This is a genomic window from Rhizobium sp. G187 (genome assembly GCF_051549525.1).
In the GTDB taxonomy this organism is placed as follows: Bacteria; Pseudomonadota; Alphaproteobacteria; order Rhizobiales; family Rhizobiaceae; genus Allorhizobium.
Map to the genome: position 1 here is coordinate 414070 of NZ_JBPUGM010000001.1, position 19929 is coordinate 433998.

General features: G+C 60.0%; 15 protein-coding genes. 9 read left to right on the forward strand and 6 right to left on the reverse strand.

Annotated elements, in window-relative coordinates; genetic code table 11:
* Nucleotides 1-31: 31 nt before the first annotated feature.
* Entirely contained in the window at nucleotides 32-781 is a 750-nt protein-coding gene (gene bluB / locus ACSV9I_RS01925) for a 5,6-dimethylbenzimidazole synthase (protein WP_438326804.1), read from the forward strand.
* Here the strand turns inward: bluB and ACSV9I_RS01930 are convergent.
* The 4 genes from ACSV9I_RS01930 to ACSV9I_RS01945 form a co-directional block, all read right to left on the reverse strand.
* On the reverse strand, nucleotides 732-1793 hold the full coding sequence (locus tag ACSV9I_RS01930; protein WP_438326807.1) for a DUF2865 domain-containing protein: 1062 nt from the start codon (nucleotides 1791-1793) through the stop codon (nucleotides 732-734). The two genes, bluB and ACSV9I_RS01930, sit on opposite strands and share 50 nt — an antisense overlap.
* Before the next feature lie 89 nt (nucleotides 1794-1882).
* Nucleotides 1883-2524: an acyl-homoserine-lactone synthase gene (locus ACSV9I_RS01935; RefSeq protein ID WP_438326808.1), complete on the reverse strand. Its 642-nt coding sequence runs from the start codon at nucleotides 2522-2524 to the stop codon at nucleotides 1883-1885.
* A 121-nt stretch (nucleotides 2525-2645) separates the two neighbouring features.
* A complete protein-coding gene (locus tag ACSV9I_RS01940; RefSeq protein WP_438326810.1) occupies nucleotides 2646-3395 on the reverse strand; it encodes a helix-turn-helix transcriptional regulator in 750 nt (249 codons plus the stop codon).
* Nucleotides 3396-3496: 101 nt separating this feature from the next.
* On the reverse strand, nucleotides 3497-5812 hold the full coding sequence (locus tag ACSV9I_RS01945) for an NADP-dependent malic enzyme (RefSeq protein ID WP_438326812.1): 2316 nt from the start codon (nucleotides 5810-5812) through the stop codon (nucleotides 3497-3499).
* Nucleotides 5813-6012: 200 nt separating this feature from the next.
* On the opposite strand from ACSV9I_RS01945, the gene ACSV9I_RS01950 reads away from it, so the two are divergent.
* The 5 genes from ACSV9I_RS01950 to ACSV9I_RS01970 all read left to right on the forward strand — a co-directional run bounded on the left by ACSV9I_RS01950 (nucleotide 6013) and on the right by ACSV9I_RS01970 (nucleotide 11050).
* Entirely contained in the window at nucleotides 6013-6867 is an 855-nt protein-coding gene (locus ACSV9I_RS01950; protein ID WP_438326814.1) for a UDP-2,3-diacylglucosamine diphosphatase, read from the forward strand.
* A 171-nt stretch (nucleotides 6868-7038) separates the two neighbouring features.
* Nucleotides 7039-8187: an ABC transporter permease gene (locus ACSV9I_RS01955; RefSeq protein WP_054158688.1), complete on the forward strand. Its 1149-nt coding sequence runs from the start codon at nucleotides 7039-7041 to the stop codon at nucleotides 8185-8187.
* 8 nt (nucleotides 8188-8195) lie between these two features.
* Nucleotides 8196-9014, forward strand: coding sequence for an ABC transporter ATP-binding protein (locus tag ACSV9I_RS01960; protein WP_438326816.1), 819 nt, complete (start codon nucleotides 8196-8198; stop codon nucleotides 9012-9014).
* A 3-nt stretch (nucleotides 9015-9017) separates the two neighbouring features.
* Complete coding sequence (locus tag ACSV9I_RS01965; RefSeq protein ID WP_438326818.1) at nucleotides 9018-10391, forward strand: MlaD family protein; 1374 nt, start codon at nucleotides 9018-9020, stop codon at nucleotides 10389-10391.
* A 29-nt stretch (nucleotides 10392-10420) separates the two neighbouring features.
* Nucleotides 10421-11050: an ABC-type transport auxiliary lipoprotein family protein gene (locus ACSV9I_RS01970; RefSeq protein ID WP_438327664.1), complete on the forward strand. Its 630-nt coding sequence runs from the start codon at nucleotides 10421-10423 to the stop codon at nucleotides 11048-11050.
* A 105-nt stretch (nucleotides 11051-11155) separates the two neighbouring features.
* Here the strand turns inward: ACSV9I_RS01970 and ACSV9I_RS01975 are convergent, their stop codons facing one another.
* Nucleotides 11156-16759 carry a hypothetical protein gene (locus ACSV9I_RS01975; RefSeq protein ID WP_438326820.1) on the reverse strand — a complete coding sequence of 1868 codons (5604 nt, stop codon included), beginning with the start codon at nucleotides 16757-16759 and terminating at the stop codon, nucleotides 11156-11158.
* Nucleotides 16760-17233: 474 nt separating this feature from the next.
* On the opposite strand from ACSV9I_RS01975, the gene ACSV9I_RS01980 reads away from it, so the two are divergent.
* Together ACSV9I_RS01980 and ACSV9I_RS01985 are read left to right on the forward strand one after the other, a co-directional pair.
* On the forward strand, nucleotides 17234-17608 hold the full coding sequence (locus tag ACSV9I_RS01980; protein WP_438326822.1) for an Hpt domain-containing protein: 375 nt from the start codon (nucleotides 17234-17236) through the stop codon (nucleotides 17606-17608).
* Between the two features lie 117 nt (nucleotides 17609-17725).
* Nucleotides 17726-18046, forward strand: coding sequence for a 2Fe-2S iron-sulfur cluster-binding protein (locus ACSV9I_RS01985; RefSeq protein ID WP_054158683.1), 321 nt, complete (start codon nucleotides 17726-17728; stop codon nucleotides 18044-18046).
* A gap of 274 nt (nucleotides 18047-18320) precedes the next feature.
* On the opposite strand, the gene ACSV9I_RS01990 is transcribed toward ACSV9I_RS01985, so the two are convergent.
* Nucleotides 18321-18857: a DUF922 domain-containing Zn-dependent protease gene (locus ACSV9I_RS01990; protein ID WP_438326824.1), complete on the reverse strand. Its 537-nt coding sequence runs from the start codon at nucleotides 18855-18857 to the stop codon at nucleotides 18321-18323.
* 189 nt (nucleotides 18858-19046) lie between these two features.
* On the opposite strand from ACSV9I_RS01990, the gene folP reads away from it, so the two are divergent.
* Nucleotides 19047-19928 (forward strand): dihydropteroate synthase, encoded by an 882-nt coding sequence (gene folP, locus ACSV9I_RS01995; RefSeq protein ID WP_438326826.1) that lies wholly within the window; start codon nucleotides 19047-19049, stop codon nucleotides 19926-19928.
* Nucleotide 19929: the final 1 nt, after the last annotated feature.

Here is a 19929-nt window from a genome sequence, read left to right on the forward strand (position 1 = left end):
CGGGCGGTTGCGCATTGTTGGGGACCAAGCGATGCACGACGCGTACCGGGGCGCACTAGCGCCCGCATCCTCATTTTCCGAAGCCGAACGCGCCGCGGTTTATCGCGCCATACATACAAGGCGCGATGTGCGGGACCAGTTTGTCTCCGATCCCTTGCCGGATGACTTGGTGATGCGTCTGCTGGACGCTGCTCACGCGGCGCCATCCGTTGGCTTCATGCAACCCTGGGACTTCATTCTTGTTCGCGATGCAGCGCGCAAACGTGCTGTTCGCGAAGCCTTTGAGAGGGCCAATCGCGAGGCCGCCGCGATGTTTCCTGAGGAGAAGCGCGCGATTTATGACAGCCTGAAACTGCAGGGCATAGAGAAGGCACCCCTCAATATCTGCGTGACCTGTGATCCCGGCCGTGCTGGGCCTGTCGTTCTCGGTCGCACCCACAATCCGCATATGGACGCCTATTCAACCGTCTGTGCCATCCAGAACCTCTGGCTTGCTGCGAGGGCCGAGGGTGTCGGGGTTGGTTGGGTCAGCATCTTCCACGAGGAGGATGTGAAGGCTGTGCTCGGTATTCCCAAGCATATCCATATCATCGGCTATTTGTGCGTCGGCTTCGTCGCTGAACTTTATTGCCAACCCGAACTGGAAGTCAAAGGCTGGCGCAGTCGGTTGCCGCTCGGCAGTCTCGTGCATCTGGATGGTTGGGACGAGCCAGGTTTTGCTTCTGACGCGGTCATTCCTGCAATGGTTGAGGGCCGGGCTGGGCAGGATTCCGAAGGTTGATCGTGCCCTTGTCGGGCGGCAGGAAGACCGGCCCAACCTTGCGTGCGCCGAGCGCCGCTTCGTCGAGATCTCGCTCTGGTGCTGGAATCGACTTGTTCTGCAAGCTGACAGAGGGGGCGCTCAGCTGGCGGATGGACGTTTGCGGTTCAGCTTGTTTGGCGATGCCCGCACCACTGCCGCGATTGCTGGAGAAGTTGCAGGAACAACTCTCATCACGGCCGCGGCTGCGATAAGCAAATGCTGACGGCAGGTCGCGATATGACTGGCCAGTCGCCACAGAGATCATGTCTGCGGCATCTCCTTGAAGGGGGGGCTGATAGAACAGCTCTGTCTTTACGCCCGGACACATGTTCTGGCACAGGGTGGCGTCACGCTCGAAATAGGTCGCCGAACTCTGTGACGAAATGGGGAAGAAGCCACCGTCGCAGGTCCGGACGCAGAGCGTTCGGACATTGCCGGTCGGCAGGAGGCGCGGTTTTTCGAATTGCCCAAGATTCTTACTCGCCCGATCAACCTCGGGGACTGTATCGAGGTACGGCGTCCGCACGTTCTGCTCGTCTGTTTCGATGCCTTCCAGGCTACAGCCATTGGCGACGAGTTCGTCGATCCTTTGCTCTCGCGTTGGCTGGCCGCGCAATTCTTTCAGTTTTGCGGTCAGGATCGAGAGGTTCTCTTCCATTCTATCGATGGACTTGGCGATGTCGCCACAGTCGCTACCGCCATCTGGGCGGACCTGAATGATCGAGGAGTTCAAGCAGCGAAGCCGACGCTGATCCTGGCGGACCCTTCTCAGTTCGAGGTTTTGCTGGGCGACGGCACTGGCATAACGTGCGGCGGCGACTGGATCTGCGGCCTGTTGCACGGCCTTGTGGAAATTGGCCTCCAAAGTGCGGCAGACATCGGCAAGGGCGTCGCTGCCCCCCATCGTCAGGCCGACCAGCAAGATCAGGGGAAGAATCCGTCGTTTGGCCACGCCGACACTTTCGGTAATGAACGTATTGCTGTGCGCCATTCAATAGGCGTTGATGCATACGTAGCAGTGGCCGACACTAAAATAAACAAGTCGAGACGACCGCCCCAAAAGAGGCGGCCGTCGCACCATCACGCAGCCCGGGCGGCGTTCAGTGTCATCGGTTCTTCGAGAACCGTACCATCGATCTCGGCGACGATCTTCATGCGTTCCAGCAAGTCTTCGCTGACCTCCCAGGCAACCGCCACGGCCTGAACCGAGCCGATCCGGTGTGGTGCAGCAATGCGCTCTCCAGGGCATCCCATGCGCTTGAACATGCGCTCAAGGAAAACGTCAGTCACGGTCACGATATGCGAGAGGCCGGAGGCAAGACCAAGCTCGCCCACGCCGCACATCAGTTCGGCAGCGGCGATCGTGACCTGATTGCTGGCACGGTCCTGCGAGATGTCTGGGTCGATGCAGAACCGACTTGATTCCCAGATGTCTGCGGCGCGGATCTCAGGCCCGTCGCCGAGCAAGATCGGAAACGTGTCATCCAGCATGTTCGGGCCGAGCGTTGGCAAGAGGCGGAGTGACCCGCGAAGTGCACCATTATCGCCATAAGAGAGGACGTAAAGCGGGTTGGCACGGTCGTAACTGTCGATCTCCCATTCTTCCTGGACGGAGACGTCCCAGCCAAGGAGATCGTGGAAGACCTTTTTCCGCAGCCGATGCATGGCATCGATGTCGGAGGGAAATTGGTGACGGCGGGAACCGTTAATGATCCTGATCATGCGCTTGCTCCTTCGTTGAGAATGGAACAACAAAGATGACTTTTGGTTCCTGGTTTTGAAACTGGCGGTGGCGACAGCTTTCAACTCTGCAATCTGTGATAAGATCGACGCAACCCTGCGTTTACTGTTCGGGCCTTTCGATTAAGCGAGGAATGAGGCCTTGCCAGACAGCTTCTGCCACCGCCTGCGAATTGTTTACGACGTCCAGCTTTCTTCGGGCATTCGCCATGAAATATCGGACCGTTCGCTCGGTAATTCCGAGAATCATTGCCGTTTCCCAGTAGCTCTTGCCGCCGGCAATCCAGGCCAATGTTTCGCGTTCCCGTCTGGTAAGCCGGACAGCGGTAAGGTGCTTCTGGGGGTGAATCTCGACTGAACGGGTCAATCTCGCGTGAAAAATCGCAGCAAGACTGGCGATGTCTCGATCGTTCGCCATGCGCCATGCCGCAATGTCATCAATGGAGGGTGAGGGGATCACGATCAGGCAGGCATGATGCCCGGCACTGGTCAGCAGTGGATAGACAACGGCAGCCACAGGCTGGGACTGTGACAAATCCGGTTCGCCCCGTGTCCGCCGCTCGACAAAGGGTGACCAATCAATTGTCGTCGGTTCCAGTGCCGAGAAAAGTGCCGCAACATGCGGTAAATGCCGCTGTTCGCGCAGATTTCGCGACAGACGCCGATGGTCTGCGGTGGGGTAGTGATGGAGGCGGATGACATCCAGACGGCCCTCGGCCAGGCTGCCATCGAGATAGACGAGCAGTCTTGCCGAGAATGCGGAATGGAGCTTGATCAAAAACGCAGCCGGGTCGGGAGCCTCCTGGCTCTCCAACCACATGCGCACGTCGAAATAGACTTCGTGCTGAACCATAAACTGGCCCCTAAATTTCAAGGGCCCAGTGTAATGCTTCGGTTCTGAAAATAACTGGCACGAATTCCGGCCTGGGCGATGCCGACGGTTCTCAAGAGCAATCAGACGACAGGCTGAGACGCTTCGACCACGGCGAGCGCTGCCATGTTGACGACGCCGCGCGATGTCACCGAAGACGATAGTACATGCGCCGGCATGGCGGCCCCAAGCAATATTGGGCCGACATGCAAAGCATCCATCATAGTGCGAACGATTCCGAGCGAAATGTTTGCCGCATCGAGGTTCGGGAAGACGAGGAGGTTTGCTTCACCCGTCAGCGTACTGTCGGGCATGGCACGTTTCCGCAAGACTTCCGACAAGGCCGAGCCACCCTGCATTTCGCCGTCTACTTCGATCTCTGGCGCTTCCGCCCGGATGATTTCAAGGGCTGCCCGCATCTTGCTGGCGCTGGCCGAAGGGCGAGAGCCGAAATTGGAATGCGACAGGAGTGCGGCCTTCGGAGTGATCCCGAAGCGGCGGATTTCGTGGGCCGCCATGACCGTCATTTCGGCAATTTCTTCCGCGGTCGGATCGTCGGTGACGAAGGTGTCGGTCAGGAAGATGGCGCCGCGCTGGGAAATCAGCAGGCTAAGGCCCGAGAAGTCACGCACGCCCGAACGCTTACCAATGATATGGCGAACGTCCTTTACATGGCGGTCGTAGCGTCCCTCGACGCCGCAGATCAGCGCATCGGCATCGCCGCGCTTGACGGCAAGCGCGCCAATGACGGTGGTGTTGGTGCGCACGATCGTGCGGGCGGCTTCCGGATTGATTCCTGCACGGCCCACAAGCGCAAAATATTCATCGACATAGTCGCGATAACGCGGATCGTCTTCCGGATTGACCAGCTGGAAATCGACGCCGGGACGAACCCTGAGACCGTAGCGCTTCAGGCGCGTCTCGATAATTTGCGGACGGCCAATCAGGATCGGTTCGCCGATCCCGTCCTCAAGCAGGACCTGGGCTGCGCGTAATACGCGTTCGTCTTCGCCTTCTGCGAAGATGACGCGCTTCTTTGATGCCGTTTTTGCCGCAGCAAAGATCGGCTTCATCACGAAGCCGGAGCGGAAGACGAAGCGGTTGAGTTGATCGAGATAGGTGTCAAAATCGGCAATTGGACGGCGGGCGACACCGCTTTCGGCAGCAGCGCGGGCAACGGCCGGAGCGATGCGCAGAATGAGACGCGGATCGAAAGGTGAGGGGATCAGATAGTCGGGTCCGAAGACGGGTGTCTCGCCGCTATAGGCGCGGGCCGCGACTTCCGAGACTTCCTCGCGGGCAAGCGCCGCAATGGCGCGCACGGCCGCCATCTTCATCTCTTCATTGATCGTGGTGGCGCCGCAATCCAGTGCGCCGCGGAAGATGTAGGGGAAGCACAGGACGTTGTTGACCTGGTTCGGAAAATCCGAGCGTCCGGTACAGATCATGGCATCCGGGCGCGCTGCGCGTGCCTCTTCCGGCATGATTTCGGGCTTGGGATTGGCGAGCGCCATGATCAGCGGCTTTGGCGCCATCTGGGCGAGAAGTTCAGGTTTCAGGACGCCGGCGGCGGAGAGACCAAGGAAGACATCCGCGCCTTCAATTGATTCGTGAAGCGAGCGTTTATCGGTCTCTTGCGCATAGACTTCTTTCCAGCGGTCCATGAGCTCGTTGCGGCCCTTATAGACAAGCCCCTCGATGTCATGCACCCAGATGTTCTCGCGCTTTGCTCCCAGAATCACCAGCAGGTTGAGACAGGCCAATGCAGCGGCGCCAGCGCCGGAAGCGACGATCTTGACGTTGGCAATCGACTTCCCTGCGAGCTCGAGTCCGTTCAGAATGGCGGCGGCAACAATGATCGCGGTTCCATGCTGGTCATCATGGAAGACCGGAATGTTCATCATCTCGCGCAACTGGTCTTCGACCTGGAAACACTCCGGCGCCTTGATGTCTTCGAGATTGATGCCACCAAAGGTCGGCTCAAGGGCAGATATGGTCGAGACCATCTGTTCGACACTTGGCGCATCGATTTCGATGTCGAAGACATCGATGCCGGCGAACTTCTTGAACAGAACGGCTTTGCCTTCCATGACCGGCTTGGAGGCCAATGGGCCGATATTGCCAAGGCCGAGCACGGCGGTGCCGTTGGAGATGACGGCAACGAGATTAGAGCGCGCGGTGTAGTCGTCGGCAGCAGCCGGATCGTCCTTGATGGCGAGGCAGGGAGCAGCGACGCCCGGTGAATAGGCCAGGGCCAGGTCACGCTGGTTGCCGAGCGGTTTTGTCGCCTGGATTTCCAGTTTTCCGGGTCGTGGATACCGATGATAGAAGAGGGCCTGTTCGTCCAGGTCAGCGGTCGGGTTCACAGATTGCTGCTTGTTCGTCTCGTCGGAATTCATCAGTCCACCGGGCGTTTCATGTCGTCAATATCGTCAACGTCATACACGAAATGTCCAGCAGTGGTAGACTTTAGTTCCACCATTCGTTCCCGCATACGCCATGCGCCGGTGCCCGGGAAGGAGGGCGAGAAGAGCATGTCATCATCCTGCAACACGAGTCTGGTTAAGCGCTAGCGTGACAGTATGAAAGGACGAAGCCCGTGGAAACAGAGAGTGACGCGCGTCATTTCCGCACCCTATTCATCTCCGACGTTCATCTCGGATCGAAGGCGGCAAAGACGGATTTCCTGCTCGACTTCCTGCGTATCCATGAGGCCGAGACGATCATTTTGGTCGGCGATATCATCGACGGCTGGCGCCTGAAACGCAGCTGGTACTGGCCGCAACCTTGCAATGATGTGGTTCAAAAACTGCTGCGCAAGGCGCGCAAAGGGACCCGGATTGTGTATATTCCGGGCAATCACGACGAGTTCCTGCGCGGTTTCCCCGGCACACACTTCGGTGGCATCGAAGTTGCCGAGCGAATGATCCATGAAATGGCAGACGGCAAGAAGTATCTCGTTCTGCATGGCGACGAGTTTGATGTTGTGGTGCGAAATGCCCGTCTTCTCGCCTATCTCGGTGACTGGGCCTATGACACCGCGATTGCGATTAATGTCATTCTCGCGGCAGTCCGCCGGCGGCTCGGCATGCCCTACTGGTCTTTTTCAGCCTGGGCGAAACTGCAGGTGAAACATGCTGTTAACTTTATCGGTGAATTTCAGAAGGTCGTGGCGGAAGAAGCCCGGCGCAACGACGTCGATGGTGTGATCTGCGGTCACATCCACCATGCGGTGATGGAAGACATCGACGGCATCCACTACGTCAATACCGGCGACTGGGTGGAGAGCTGCACTGCCATTGCCGAACACCATGACGGTCGGCTTGAACTCATCTCCTGGGCTGGTCGCGTAAGCGAATCGGCTTCTCGCATGTCAGGCGAGCCGCAGATGGTTCCGGTCTCGCTTGCTGGCCTTGGCGAGGCTGCCCGCGACGAAGGCATACGGGCGGCGTGAATGCCGTTACTGTTGCAAAGAAATCAATGGTCCCGCCAAACGAGCAACATCTTGTGCTTAGGGTTTCGTTAAGGATTACATCCGCGACGCGGGTCGTTATAGTGCGCGCCATGTTCTAGTTTCGGGGCCGGCTTGGATTCGCCGGTCTGCATCTTGGGAAGCTGCCACTCCTTGACATCGGTTCAACCTGATTCAGCCCGCATCGATATCGACGAGAGCGCCGGCGAGCAGCGCCTCATTCGGCTTGGGGGCAGCTGGAAAAACAATCAGATTGGTGCTGTGGTCAGGAGCGCCGGCGATCTGGTTGATACCGATGACCGACGTCGTGAAGTTGTCGATCTGACTGACGTAACGGCCATGGATACGGCCGGGGCGTGGCTGGTCCGCCGTTTCGTGGCGCAACGCAACGCTCAGGGTCGTGCCATCGAGATCACCGGCGGCACCGCAGAAATGCGCGAGATGATCGAGGCGCTGCCTGAGCGCGTCCAGGCGCCCGAGAAGTCGGTGGATGACCGGCGGCTCGTCGATCGCATTTTCGAGCCCGTCGGTCGGGCAACCATCTCGCTCTGGGACGATCTGGTGGCGATGATGTTCGTCCTGGGGTCGGCCGTGCGCGGCGCCCAAACGAAGCTTGGACGCGGCGCGGGCGTATCACCCGCATCCGTGGTCAATCAGCTCGACCATATGGGCGTGCGCGCCGTTCCGATCATTCTTCTCATGTCCTTCCTGATCGGCGCGATCATTGCCCAGCAAGGAGCCTTTCAGCTTCGCTATTTCGGCGCGGAAGTTTTTGTCGTCGACCTTGTCGGCATTCTCCAGCTGCGTGAAATCGGTGTGCTTCTGACTGCGATCATGATTGCCGGTCGCTCGGGCAGTGCTATCACGGCCGAAATCGGCTCGATGAAAATGCGGGAGGAAATCGATGCCTTGAAGGTCATCGGTCTCAACCCGATCGGTGTTCTTGTCTTTCCGAGGCTTGTGGCGCTGACGATCGCCTTGCCGTTGTTGACGATCCTTGCGAATTTCGCAGCTTTGTTCGGTGCAGCGGTTGTGGTCTGGGGATATTCGGGGATCACGTTCGAAGTGTTTCTCAGCCGTTTGCATGAGGCAGTCGACTACTCGACACTCGCCACCGGAATGATCAAGGCGCCTTTCATGGCACTGATCATCGGCATCATTGCCGCGGTGGAGGGCATGAAGGTGGGCGGCAGTGCCGAGTCGCTCGGTCGACATGTCACGGCCTCCGTCGTCAAATCCATATTCGTCGTGATCCTGGTGGACGGTCTGTTCGCCATGTTCTACGCAGCAATCGAGTTCTGAGGTGCGGAATGCGTGATGAGACCGCACAGAAGACGAAGGTCCGACAGCCCATCCTGTCGGTGAAGGACCTGACGGTTGCCTTCGGCGATAATATTGTCCTCGACCATCTGAACCTCGACATTTATCGCGGTGAGATCCTCGGCTTCGTTGGGGCGTCAGGGGCCGGAAAATCGGTTCTCATGCGCACGGTTCTCCGGTTGCTGCCGCGCCGCTCAGGCAGGATCGAGATCCTGGGCGCCGACTATGATGCCGTGAGCGATGTCGAGCGCATGATGCTCGACACGCGGCTCGGGGTTCTTTTCCAGCATGGCGCACTTTTCTCGTCGTTGACGGTGAAGGAAAACATTCAGCTGCCGATGCGGGAATATCTCGATCTGCCGCAGTGGCTTATGGATGAACTGGCCTATCTCAAGATCGAACTGGTGGGACTGAAGCCAGAGGCCGCTGATCGCTACCCTTCGGAACTCTCCGGCGGCATGATCAAGCGCGCGGCGCTTGCGCGCGCGCTCGCGCTGGACCCGGATCTGGTCTTCCTTGATGAACCGACATCCGGTCTCGACCCGATCGGCGCTGCCGAGTTCGACGAATTGATCGCCCAATTGCGCGATACGCTTGGGTTGACCGTCTACATGGTCACTCACGATCTCGACAGTCTGTTTTCCGTCTGCGACCGTATCGCGGTGCTCGGACAAAAGAAGGTTCTTGTCGAAGGAACCCTGGACGACATGCTCGCATTCGATGATGCCTGGGTGCAGTCCTATTTCAAGGGCAAGCGCGCCCGTTCCATTCCCCGTGCGGATGTATCCGCCAGACATCCGGTAGAGTGACCTATGGAAACCAAAGCCAATTACACAATCGTGGGCTTTTTCACCATGCTGGTGATCGCGGCGGCTTTCGGCTTCGTCTACTGGATGGCTGAATATGGTCGCGGTGGTCCCATGGCGCCGCTTGCCATCCGCATTCCGGGGTCTGCCAACGGGCTGACTGTCGGGTCTGCAGTGCGTTTCAACGGCATTGCTGTCGGTTCGGTGCGCAATCTCTATATCGACAACGAAGACCCGCAGTTCTCTGTGGCCTTTACCGAGGTGCGCGCAGATGCACCCGTGACCGCCACGACCAAGGCTGTACTCGAGATCCAGGGCCTGACGGGTGCGGCCTATATCGAACTTTCCGGTGCAGGAAGCGGCTCCGGTGAACGTATTCTTCGCCGGGCGCTGGATACGGGAGAGCCTGCCGTGCTGATGGCAGATCAGTCGAGCGTGACAAATCTTCTGTCGACGGCAGACCGCATTCTCCAGCGGGCCGATGATGCAATCGGCGAGCTCCAGGGCTTTATTGTGGACGCGCGTGCACCTTTGACGAACACGGTTCGCAATGCCGAGACCTTCTCAAAGTCGCTTGCTGACAATGCAAAGGGGATCGATCAGTTCCTGAGCAGCGTCAGTGCGCTTTCGGATTCCGTCTCGGGCCTTTCCGGTCGCCTTGACGCGACATTGGGCGCAGCGGAAGACCTGTTCAAGGCGCTGAATTCCGACAAGATCGACCAGATCCTCAGCAATACCGAGCGTGCGACAGCAAGCTTTGCCTCGGCCTCCGACAGGGTCGGCCCGACGATGGACAGTTTCAAGGAGACATCCGACACCTTCCGTCGCTTCGGCAATAATGCTGACCAGACGCTGACGCGCGTCGATGCGCTCATTGCAGCGGTCGATAGCCAGAAGATCGGACGCGTGGTTGATGATGTGTCGGTTGCAACCGGTGATGCGCGACAGGCGCTGGCGAATTTCCGCGAGTTGTCCGACAGTTTTGCCGATCGCAAGGGCGATATCGACCGCGCAATCGACGACTTCACACAGCTTGCAAACCGTCTGAACAATGCCTCCACGCAGGTCGACGGTATCCTGAAGAAGGTTGATGCCTTCCTGGGATCCGGCGAAGCAGATTCCCTCAGCGCCGAAGCGCGCAAGACGCTGGTCACGATCCGCGAAGCAGCGGAGAACCTGAATTCGCGTATCGGGCCGATCGCCGAAAATCTCCAGCGCTTCTCGAGCAGCGGGTTGCGCGACATCCAGACACTGGTGAACGACACGCGCCAGACCGTGCGCGGGTTGAACGACGCCATCACCAATTTCGATCAGGATCCGCAACGTCTCCTCTTCGGCGGCGATACGGTCAAGGAATTCGACGGGCGGACGCGCCGATGAGAGGGCTGAAGGGAAAAGCAGCAATGATGATGTTTACGGCTCATGCCGCATCGCGGCCGACGAACCGAACGAGAGGCGCATTGCTCGCTTCCGTTCTGGCGATCGGGTTGTTTGGCCTGTCCGGATGCGGCTCGTCTGCAGTGAACGATACGTTCGACCTCTCGGCTTCACCTGTCGATGTCGCAACAACGGCGTCGGCCCGATCACGGCAATTGCTGGTGGCGGACCCGGTGGCGTTGAAGGCGCTCGATAGCGAGCAGATCCTTGTTCGCGTATCGGGTTCTGAAATCCGCTATCTGAGCAAGGCACAGTGGAGTGACCGGCTCACCCGCGTTGTGCAGTCCAACTTGATCGAGGCCTTCGAGAACACTGGGCGTCTGGGCGGTGTCGGGCGGCCTGGCCAGGGCCTGGCGATCGACTACCAGCTGGTGACCGATGTTCGCACATTTGAAGTGGTCGCGAGCGGTGGCGATCGTGGGGTTGTGGAGATTTCGGTAAAACTGCTCAATGACCGCAACGGCTCCGTTAAGGCGCAGCGCAGCTTCCGCGCAGAAGCCCGCTCGGCAAGCAGCAGCAATGCCGACTATGTCGAGGCTCTGGATCGGGCCTTTGCTACAGTGACAGCCGATATCGTGGCCTGGACACTGAAGTCTATCTGACCGGCGCCTTTACAGACTACCATTGAAAAACCCCGGATCGCGTAGCGATCCGGGGTTTTTCAATTATATCAGGTGGTCGGTTCAAGCCTTTGGCCAGCTTCCGCTTCAGCTGAAGCGGCCTGCGGCATGTGCCAGCATCGTGTAGACCTTGCCGGTATCGGAGGTCAGGTAGGACTGGGTAATCGTCTTGTCCCGGTCGGTGCGGGCGACGTCGCCGAGCAGCTTTTCGAAATCGGCGATGTAGCGGTCGACGGCGACGCGGAATTCCGGCTCGCGATCGTACTTGCGCTTGATCTCGTCAAAGGTCTGCTGACCCTTCAACGTGTAGAGGCGACGGGTGAAGATGTCGCGCTCGCCGCGCTGATAGCGACGCCACAGATCGACAGAGGCTTCATGATCGATCGCCCGTGCGATGTCGACAGACAGCGAATTCAGCGATTCAACCATGTGGCGCGGGTTTCGGTTGTCACCCTGGCGTGCGGCCGGTGCAGGTTCCTGTGCTGCGCGTGGTGCGACGGGAGCAGGCCGGGTCGGGGCCGCCTCCGAGGCTTCATCGCGCGAGGCTGCGCGCAGCAGGTCGCTGATCCAGCCACCACCTTCGCCACGGGCTGCAGGTTGTGCAGAGGCATCCGTGGCGTCAAGGCTGCCACGCAGGGCAAAGGTTTCCGTCGGGCGGGCCTGGGAGGTGATCTGGCCCGTGGCTGCGCGCCGGACTTCAGCCTGCGCCGATGCGCGCTGTGCGACCGGTTCGGAGATTTCGAGGTTCTGGCTGGTGCGACCTACGAGCTGCGACAGGTCCTGGAGAGCCTTGATCTGCTCGGAAACCGCCCGGCGCATGGCCGCTGCGTTTTCTTTGGCTTCTTCAGGAAGATCGAAGGCGCCGCGCTTCAGTTCGTCGCGCGTCATGTCGAGTTCCTTGCGGATGTCACCAGCCGAGCGACGGATCTCGTCCGTTGCACCGGCAAAGCGGGCCACGGCCTCTTCAACGGCCTGGCGCATGGCTTCGCGCAGGGTCGAGGCAGCACCTTCAGAACGGCGGCCAGCTTCCTGCAGCAGGTGGTCGATGTCGGCGAGTGACGTCGACAGGCCACCGCGCAGACGATCGGACAGGGCTGCGGAACGCTGTTCGGCTTCCGACAGGGTCTTTTCGATCGAAAGATGCGCTTCCTTCTCAGCAGAGAGCAGGGCATCGCGCATAGTGTTGGCCGTGCCCTGGGCACGCTTTTCGGTCTCGCTCAGGATCTGGCCGATGTCGGTGAAGGACGACTGGACGCTCTGGCGCAAATTGCCGGCCATCTGACCAGAACGCTGCTCGGCGCGGTCGAAGGCGGTTTCGACCATCCGGCCGAGGCCCTGCATCGTGGTCTCGATCTCTTCAGAGCGCTTGACCAGGCCGACCGACAGCTCGCGAAGTGCCTGCTGGCGCTCCTCAAGGGTACCGACAAGATTGGACTGTGCTGCTGAGAGCAATTCCGAAGCCTTGCCAAGGACCTTGGTGTGGTCGCCAAAGCGACCGACAATCGAAGATACCTGCGACAGGGTTTCGCCGGATACGGTCGTGAGACGGCCAAGCTGATCGCTGAGAAGGCGGTTGGAAGTCGACATGAGGTCGGTCGCCTTGCCAGCCGTCTCGTTGAACTGTGCGGCTGTCGAGTCGAGACGGCTGTCCAGCGCGCTGATGCTGCCGACGGCCTGTTCGATGACGTTGGCGATCCCGGCATTGCTGTCGCCGAGGCGATCGATCAGCTGCGTTGCGCTGGCGACCAGATTCTGCTCGGCATTCGACAGCGAGGCGACGGCTCGCTCTGTGCGTTCGTTGATTGCGCCGACAAGGGCCTGATTTTCGGCGCGCAGGCGGTCTGCACTCTCGGCGGCCGCCGCGCTGATCTGGTCTGCCGCGACACGGCCGGTCTGGGCGTAGGTTTCGATGACCGGCATGGCCTTCTCGTCGATCAGGCGAGACAATTCGGCCGAGCGGGTCGACAGCATCGAGTTCAGTTCGCGCGTGCGGTCGTCCAGGACGTTGCGGATCGAGTTGCCGCGGGCTTCCAGCGCCTTTTCGACGGCATCCATCGATGCACTGAGCTCCTGGGTATTGCCCGAGATCGCATCACGAATGGCGGCAGCACGCTGCTCGAGCGTCGAGGTGACGTCCGTGAGGGTGCCAGTAAGGTTCGAAACCTGAGCGCTGACCAGAGCTTCGGCGCTGGACACCTTGTTGGCAATGACGTCGCCAGCCTGGGAGAAGGTTTCAGCCACCATGGCTGCCTGACCAGCAAGACGGTTTTGCGTGTCGGTGATGCGCCGTGCGAGCTCGTCGGATTGTTCCTCGACTGTGCGGCTGAGAGCTGTGCTGCGTTCGTCGAGCTGCTCGGTCAGGCGGTTACCGCTGGCAGCCAGACGTTCAACGGAGCGCTGTGCTTCGGCATCGAGGTCTCTGGCGGCATCGGTCACGGCGCTGCGCAGGGCAGCGGCGAGGCCGGCAGCCTTGCCTTCGATAGTGCGATTGACGTTTTCAAGGCCGACACTCAAAGCGCGGTCCATGGTGTTCAGACGTTCGTCAATCTGGGTCGTGCGCGTGTCGAATGTATCCGCGACCTTGGCTGCGCCATCGTCCAGGGCCTGGGCAACCCGCATGCTGGATTCTTGGCTGACGCGCTCGATGATCGAGACCTTGTCATCGAGACGGGCCGCGAACTTCTCGCCGGCATCGTTGACGCGTGCGTCGACGCCGTCGAGACCGTTGCGCAGGCGGTCTTCCAGCGTGCCGAGGCTCTGCTCGATACGCGAGCTGGTCTCGTCGAGACGCGAGGTCATGCCACTGACGGACTGTTCCACCACGCCGGAGAAGTCCTGGGCCGAGCGCGTGATATCGCCTGCGGCATCACGGATCTGTTCGGTCAGTGCGCCGGCTGTGCCGCGCAGGCGGTCGTCCAGCATGCGGCTGCTGTCGTCGATGGCCTTGCGCAGGCTTTCCTCGTGATCTTCAAGGCTCATCTCCAGCATGCTCGCGCCGGCCGCGACCGACGCCCCGATCGACGTGCCGTGTTCGCTGAGCGTGTGATCGAGAGCCTGTTGGGCATCGCCCAGTGTCGTGGCGAGTGTCCGCTGTGCGGTGCCCAGCGTGTCGGCCATCGTGGTCTGGGCGGTGCCCAGCGTGTCTGCAATCGAGCGCTGGCCGTTGTCGAGCGTCTGGGCGATTGCCTGGGCGCGGCCTTCCAGGATGTCGCGAATTTGCTCGTGGGTCCCGACAAGACGGTTGTCGATGTCGTTCACACCTGACGTGACCACGTCAACGATTTTGCCGGTGTTGTCGCCGAGGGTGCGGGACAGGGTAGCGGATGCGTCTTCCAGGGTCGATGCGAGATAGCTCGTATGGCTGGCCAGCGACATGTCCAGCCGGTCCTGATTTTCCACGAAGGCCGTACGGATGACATCAACCTTATCGGCGAAGGCTGAATCGATGCGGCGGTCTGCATCGGCAACGCTTTCGATGATGCCGGCAGCGCGCTGTTCGAGGCTCTGGTCGAGGCGGCGCTGGCTCTCGTTCAGGGTCTCGGAAAGGTCGGCGCTACGGGCCGTCAGGGTCAGGTCGAGTTCGAGGCTCTTGGTCTCGAGCGTGTCGGCAATTTCCGCGCTCTTGGCATCCAGCAGAGAGGCGAGATTGCGGCTCGTGGCGTCCAATGCTTCGGTAAGACCAGCATTGCGACCAGAAAGTGTGATGTCGAGTTCAAGGCTCTTGGTTTCGAGCGTGTCGGCGATTTCGGCACTCTTGGTTTCGAGCAGCGAGGCGAGGCTGCGGCTCTTGGCGTCCAGAGTCTCGGCAAGCCGATCCTGGTTGGACTCGAGCGCATTGACCACCTGTTCGGCGCGGCTCGACAAGGTTTCTTCGAAGCGGCTCTGGTTGTCCACGATCGCGCTGGAGAGGGCGCCGCCACGTTCTTCGAGGACCTGTTCGATCCTGCGTTTGGCTGTCTCCAGACCTTCCGTCAGCGCTGCGGCGCGTGCCGACATCGCATCGGCGATTTCCTGAGCGCGGCTCGACAGTGTTTCGTCCATCATCTGATGGTTCGTGTCGAGGCTCAGCGCGAGTGCCAGGGATTGGTCGGTGAGGGTGGTGCCCAGGCGGTCGATGCTGGACGTCAGGATGCCTTCGATCGACTCGGAGCCGCCATTGACGGTCTCGTTGATGCGGGCAAGGCTCTCCATGAGCTTGCTGTCGAGTGTGCCGGCGCGCTGGTCGAAGGCGCTGGCGAATTCGGCGACGCGGTCATCGAAGGTGGTGTTGATCTGGCCAATCGTCGTCTGGAAGCGTTCCTCGAACAGCCCCGAGCGAAGATCCATGTCGACGATGGCGTCATCGGCGCTGGCCTGCAGGCTCTGGCGGAAGCTCTTGCCACGTTCTTCAAGCGACAGGTTGAGGGTCGACAGGACTTCGTCCAGCGAGCCGGAAATGTTGCGCTCGCCGCTCTTCAGGCTCTCGGCGATGTCACGGGTGCGCTCAAGCAGCGTTTCATTAAGCTGTCGGGCCCGATCATGCAGAGCCGAATTCAGCTTTTCGGTGTTGGCGTCGAGGGTCGAGGCGCGGGTCTCGAATTCGGTCAGCAGTTCGCGGCCGCGGGCGCCGAGCGTATCGGTGAGGCTCTTGAGCTGTGTGTCGAATTCGGACGACAGCGAGATCCCGGATGCAGCCAGCGTCTGCACCATGTTGTCGGTTTTGTGAGCGAGGAGCGAGCCGAGTGCGTTGACCGCAGCATCCGACTTTTCCATCAGGGTCGCCGCGCGCGTGTCGATCATCGAGGCAAAGGCCTCGCCCGAGGTCTGCAGGCGGACGGAAATCTCTTCCGTTGCGAGCGACAGGTCTTCCTTCAGCTGGTCGTGCGCGCCGACGATTGAGGAGCGGATGCGCTCGGCATGGTTGACGATCGCATCGCGCTCGGCGCCCAGCTCATGCACGAGGCTCCGGACGCGCAATTCGTTGTCGGTGTAGCTGCGTTCAAGTGCGGTAACTTCGGCGTGGACCAGAGCTTCGAGCTCGGTGGCGCGCGCGATTGTGCGCTCGATGCCTTCATTCATCGCGGAGACTTCGCGGCGGACAGCCTGGCCAACGGTCATGATCCGTTCGGTCGCGATCGTTTCCGGTTCGGAAAGACGGAGTGCGACTTCCGCCATGGATCGAGCGGCATTGCGCAGGTCATGGGCGCGGGCCATCATGATGGCGAAGGCATAGAAGAGCATGATCGGCAGGAATGTGCCGACGAAAATCGCGACCAGGCCGGGCGCGGCCAGGATCTCGGCTACGCTATCAGCCTGCCAGATCGTGGCGCCATACAGCAATTGCGTGAGACCAAGGGCGCCGAGAATCCACAGGCCGGAAATGACGGTGGCGTTGCGAACCGCGTGGCTGATCGAGGTGCTTTCAAGCTGGCGCAACAAAACCGAAGTTGGCCGACGTGTCGCGTCGTTTGCGGCCGCAAGGTTCGGGGCCTTGGGTGCAGGCTCCGACTGCATCTCAGAGCGCTGTGCACGCTTGTCCGATGGCTTGTTTGCCGCCGTGCGTTTTTTTGCACCGCCGTCCGACGTTTCCGAATCGCCGTGCGGGCCCTGCTTCGATGAAGGGGCCGCCTCGTCTTCGAAGTCGATGCTCAGCGCCGCTTCCAGTGCCTGGAACGCACTTTCATCGATCGAGTCAGACTTCTTGTTCGCCATAGGGTTACGCCTCGTTACCACTCATATTCGGTGACGCCGACCGCTGTCTGGCTCCATGTCCGTGACACCGATCACACCTTCGTACACCGGCTGCTTGTTCACCGCCACAATGAACGCGGCACCTTTCAGACCTGAAACTGGCCAAATGTGTGGTCCCAGCCCGCCCAAGCCCGATATTTTCCTGCCCGCATCCAATGCAAGTTGCCGCTACAGACCCGTACTACCGTATCGTAGTGGCACATTCGGGGTTTTTATACAATTAATGCGCTTGGTGACGGGTGAGCACCTCTGCCCTTGTTAACAGTATTTCAACCTTGGTTTAGCCGGAAAACCGTTTAATCCCCGCGTGTTCGAAAGCATTAACCATATTGGCAGGTTTTTCTGTCCCGTCTTGGGACACTTAACCTGGTGTCGATGGTCTCATGTCATTTGTGCCGTTCGGAACTTTGAAGTGGATAACGGAAGGACGGCTCCATGACTGCGGCTCTGAACATCGCCTTTGAGGCTCCCGATGTCATCCGGGCACCTGGCTCGGGCAAGACTCGGCCGGTCGACCTGATTGCCATTGCCGTGCAGACGCGCGGCGACAAGGGAGCGGAACTTGAACTCCTGCAGGGCTTTGCCCGCCAGGCGCGCGGCTGTCTGCTGACATTGTCGGCCGGGTCATCGCAGGCGGAAACCCGTCAGGCGGCGACCCGGTTGCGCAATTCGGCACTGACTGTTGGCGCTCTGGATGTCGTCACCGCTGCGGAACTGATTGAAACCAAGGGCGTGACGCCCGATACCGTCGCGAGCGTCAGCGCTGCCGTCCTTGCGGCTGAGCACTTCATCTTGAAGCTTGCTCGTTGAGAGGCTTGCGGCCGGATTGGCCGCCAATTGGCCGCATGGTCGGGCGTGTTGACTGCCCCCGGGATTTGGGGGAAGACATCGCCCGTGTAAAAATCAAGCGGAGCATGGGTTAACAGTATGGCCAATATTACCATTGTCGCGTTCGACGGCACCCGTTTCGACATCGCGGCCCAGGACGGGTCGACGGTCATGGAGAATGCCGTTCGTAATTCGGTGCCGGGTATCGATGCCGAATGTGGCGGTGCCTGTGCTTGCGCTACCTGTCATGTCTATGTTGACGATGGTTGGGCCGCCAAGGTCGGGACTCCGTCGCCGATGGAAGAAGACATGCTGGATTTTGCCGTTGATGTCCGCCCGACCTCGCGTCTTTCCTGTCAGATCAAGCTTACGGCTGATCTTGATGGTCTCGTCGTGCACGTGCCGGAGCGGCAGGGCTGAGCTTTCCTAAAAAAGCCCCGCTCGCGCTTTTGCGGGAGCGGGGCAATTGGGCGCATCGCCAGGCAGGCGAGGGAGGAAACACCTGCGGCACCAGAACGCGCCTGGGAGAACTTGGATGAGGTTGCTGCTGCAAGTTGATTGAGCACAACCTTATTTCAGTTTTCACGCAAGTTCTACGCTCACAAATTGCCAGTTATTCACAGGCGGTGGCGCAAGTTTCGGGCAAGCTGGTGCAGCCATGCATCTGCGCTTGGCAAAAGTTCGGGATGACTTTTTACGGCTTCTGCCGCGTTTGTGCGCGGTAGCGCAAAATCCGAATCATTCTGTCTTCGAAATTTTTCGATTCGATTCGATCGAACGTCATCTGCGCTCTGTCATGCGCCTGGGTCACTTCCTCCGTCACCAGAGAAACGCGGTCCTGTAGCCGGTCGCAGTCCACCTCCGGACGCAAGCGCTTCAATCGGCGCTCGAGTTCATAGGCATGCTGCTTGGCAATCTCGGCATGACGCTCTTCATGACGTTTAATGTCGGCGGACAAGGCATCCCAGATCAGCCCCAGATCGGCATTGGCACGCCGGCGGTTCTTCCATCGGGGCAGAATTAGTTTCGTCTTCAAGGTCACAGTTGCGTCATCGATCGCGCAGCGACCGGCGCTGTGGGCGTAGGTCACGTCGCCGCCGAAGCGGATCTGTGTGGCGCCCGGATGACGACCACCAGTCGATTGGGTCAGTGGTCCTTTGCGGCTCAACTCCGCGTCAAGATCTGCTGCACTCCGTCCGCCAATATCGAAATAGGTGATTGTCTTGCGCACGACCGTTTCAGCACGAGCTGCGGGAGAAGCGGCGAGAACCAAACATGCAATCATTAGAACGGTTCGGAGGCGGGGTATTCTCTTCATTCTTCAATCCGCAATGTTGTATTCCCCGAAGCCTTGGGGCATAGCCGAGCCGGAAGGCGATTTCCACCCTTGCAGCTTTTCCTCGAACACGACAGAGGCCCGGTGACAATCGATAACAAGTTTATCTGGCAGCTTGGCCATGGGCGCTCCTTGCCGTTGGGTGAGATTGGCGCGCTGATGGCGATCGTCAATGTGACTCCGGACTCCTTTTCCGATGGCGGGCTGCACGCAACGACGGACGCGGCCATCCGGCACGCTCTTGGCTGCCTTGAGGCAGGTGCGGCCATTCTCGACGTCGGCGGGGAATCTACGCGGCCGGGCGCGGCCGGGGTGGATGCGAAAGAGGAGCAGGCCAGGATCATTCCGGTGATCGAAGAACTTGTCGCCTCGACCGATGCGCTGATTTCCGTCGATACCTACAGAGCCGATACGGCGGCTGCCGCTCTCAATGCCGGTGCTCATATCATCAATGATGTCTATGGCTTGCAGCGGGATCCGGCGATGGCCGAGGTCGTTGCTGCTGCGGGCGCCGGCCTCTGCATCATGCATACGGGCCGCGATCGCGAGCGGCTTTCCGATCCGATCGCGGATCAGTTTGCATTTCTCGATCGTTCGCTTGCGATTGCAGAACGAGCCGGCGTGCGTCGCGAAGCCATAGTGCTCGATCCAGGATTTGGCTTTGCCAAGGAGACGCCGCAGGAAAATTGGGGTCTGATGGCCCGTATCGAAGAACTCGGAGCCTATGGACTGCCGCTTTTGGTGGGTACTTCGCGCAAGCGCTTCCTCGGTGCCCTGACAGGTCGCGATGCGATGGATCGGGATGTGGCGACCGCTGCCACCACTGTTGCCCTTCGTATGGCCGGTGCCTGCGTTTTCCGTGTCCATAATGTCGCGATGAACCGGGATGCGCTGCTGGTCGCGGATGCTATGCTCGCTGCGCGCCGTGCAATCGGCGCGCCTGAACAATCGGGAGGACACGCCTGAC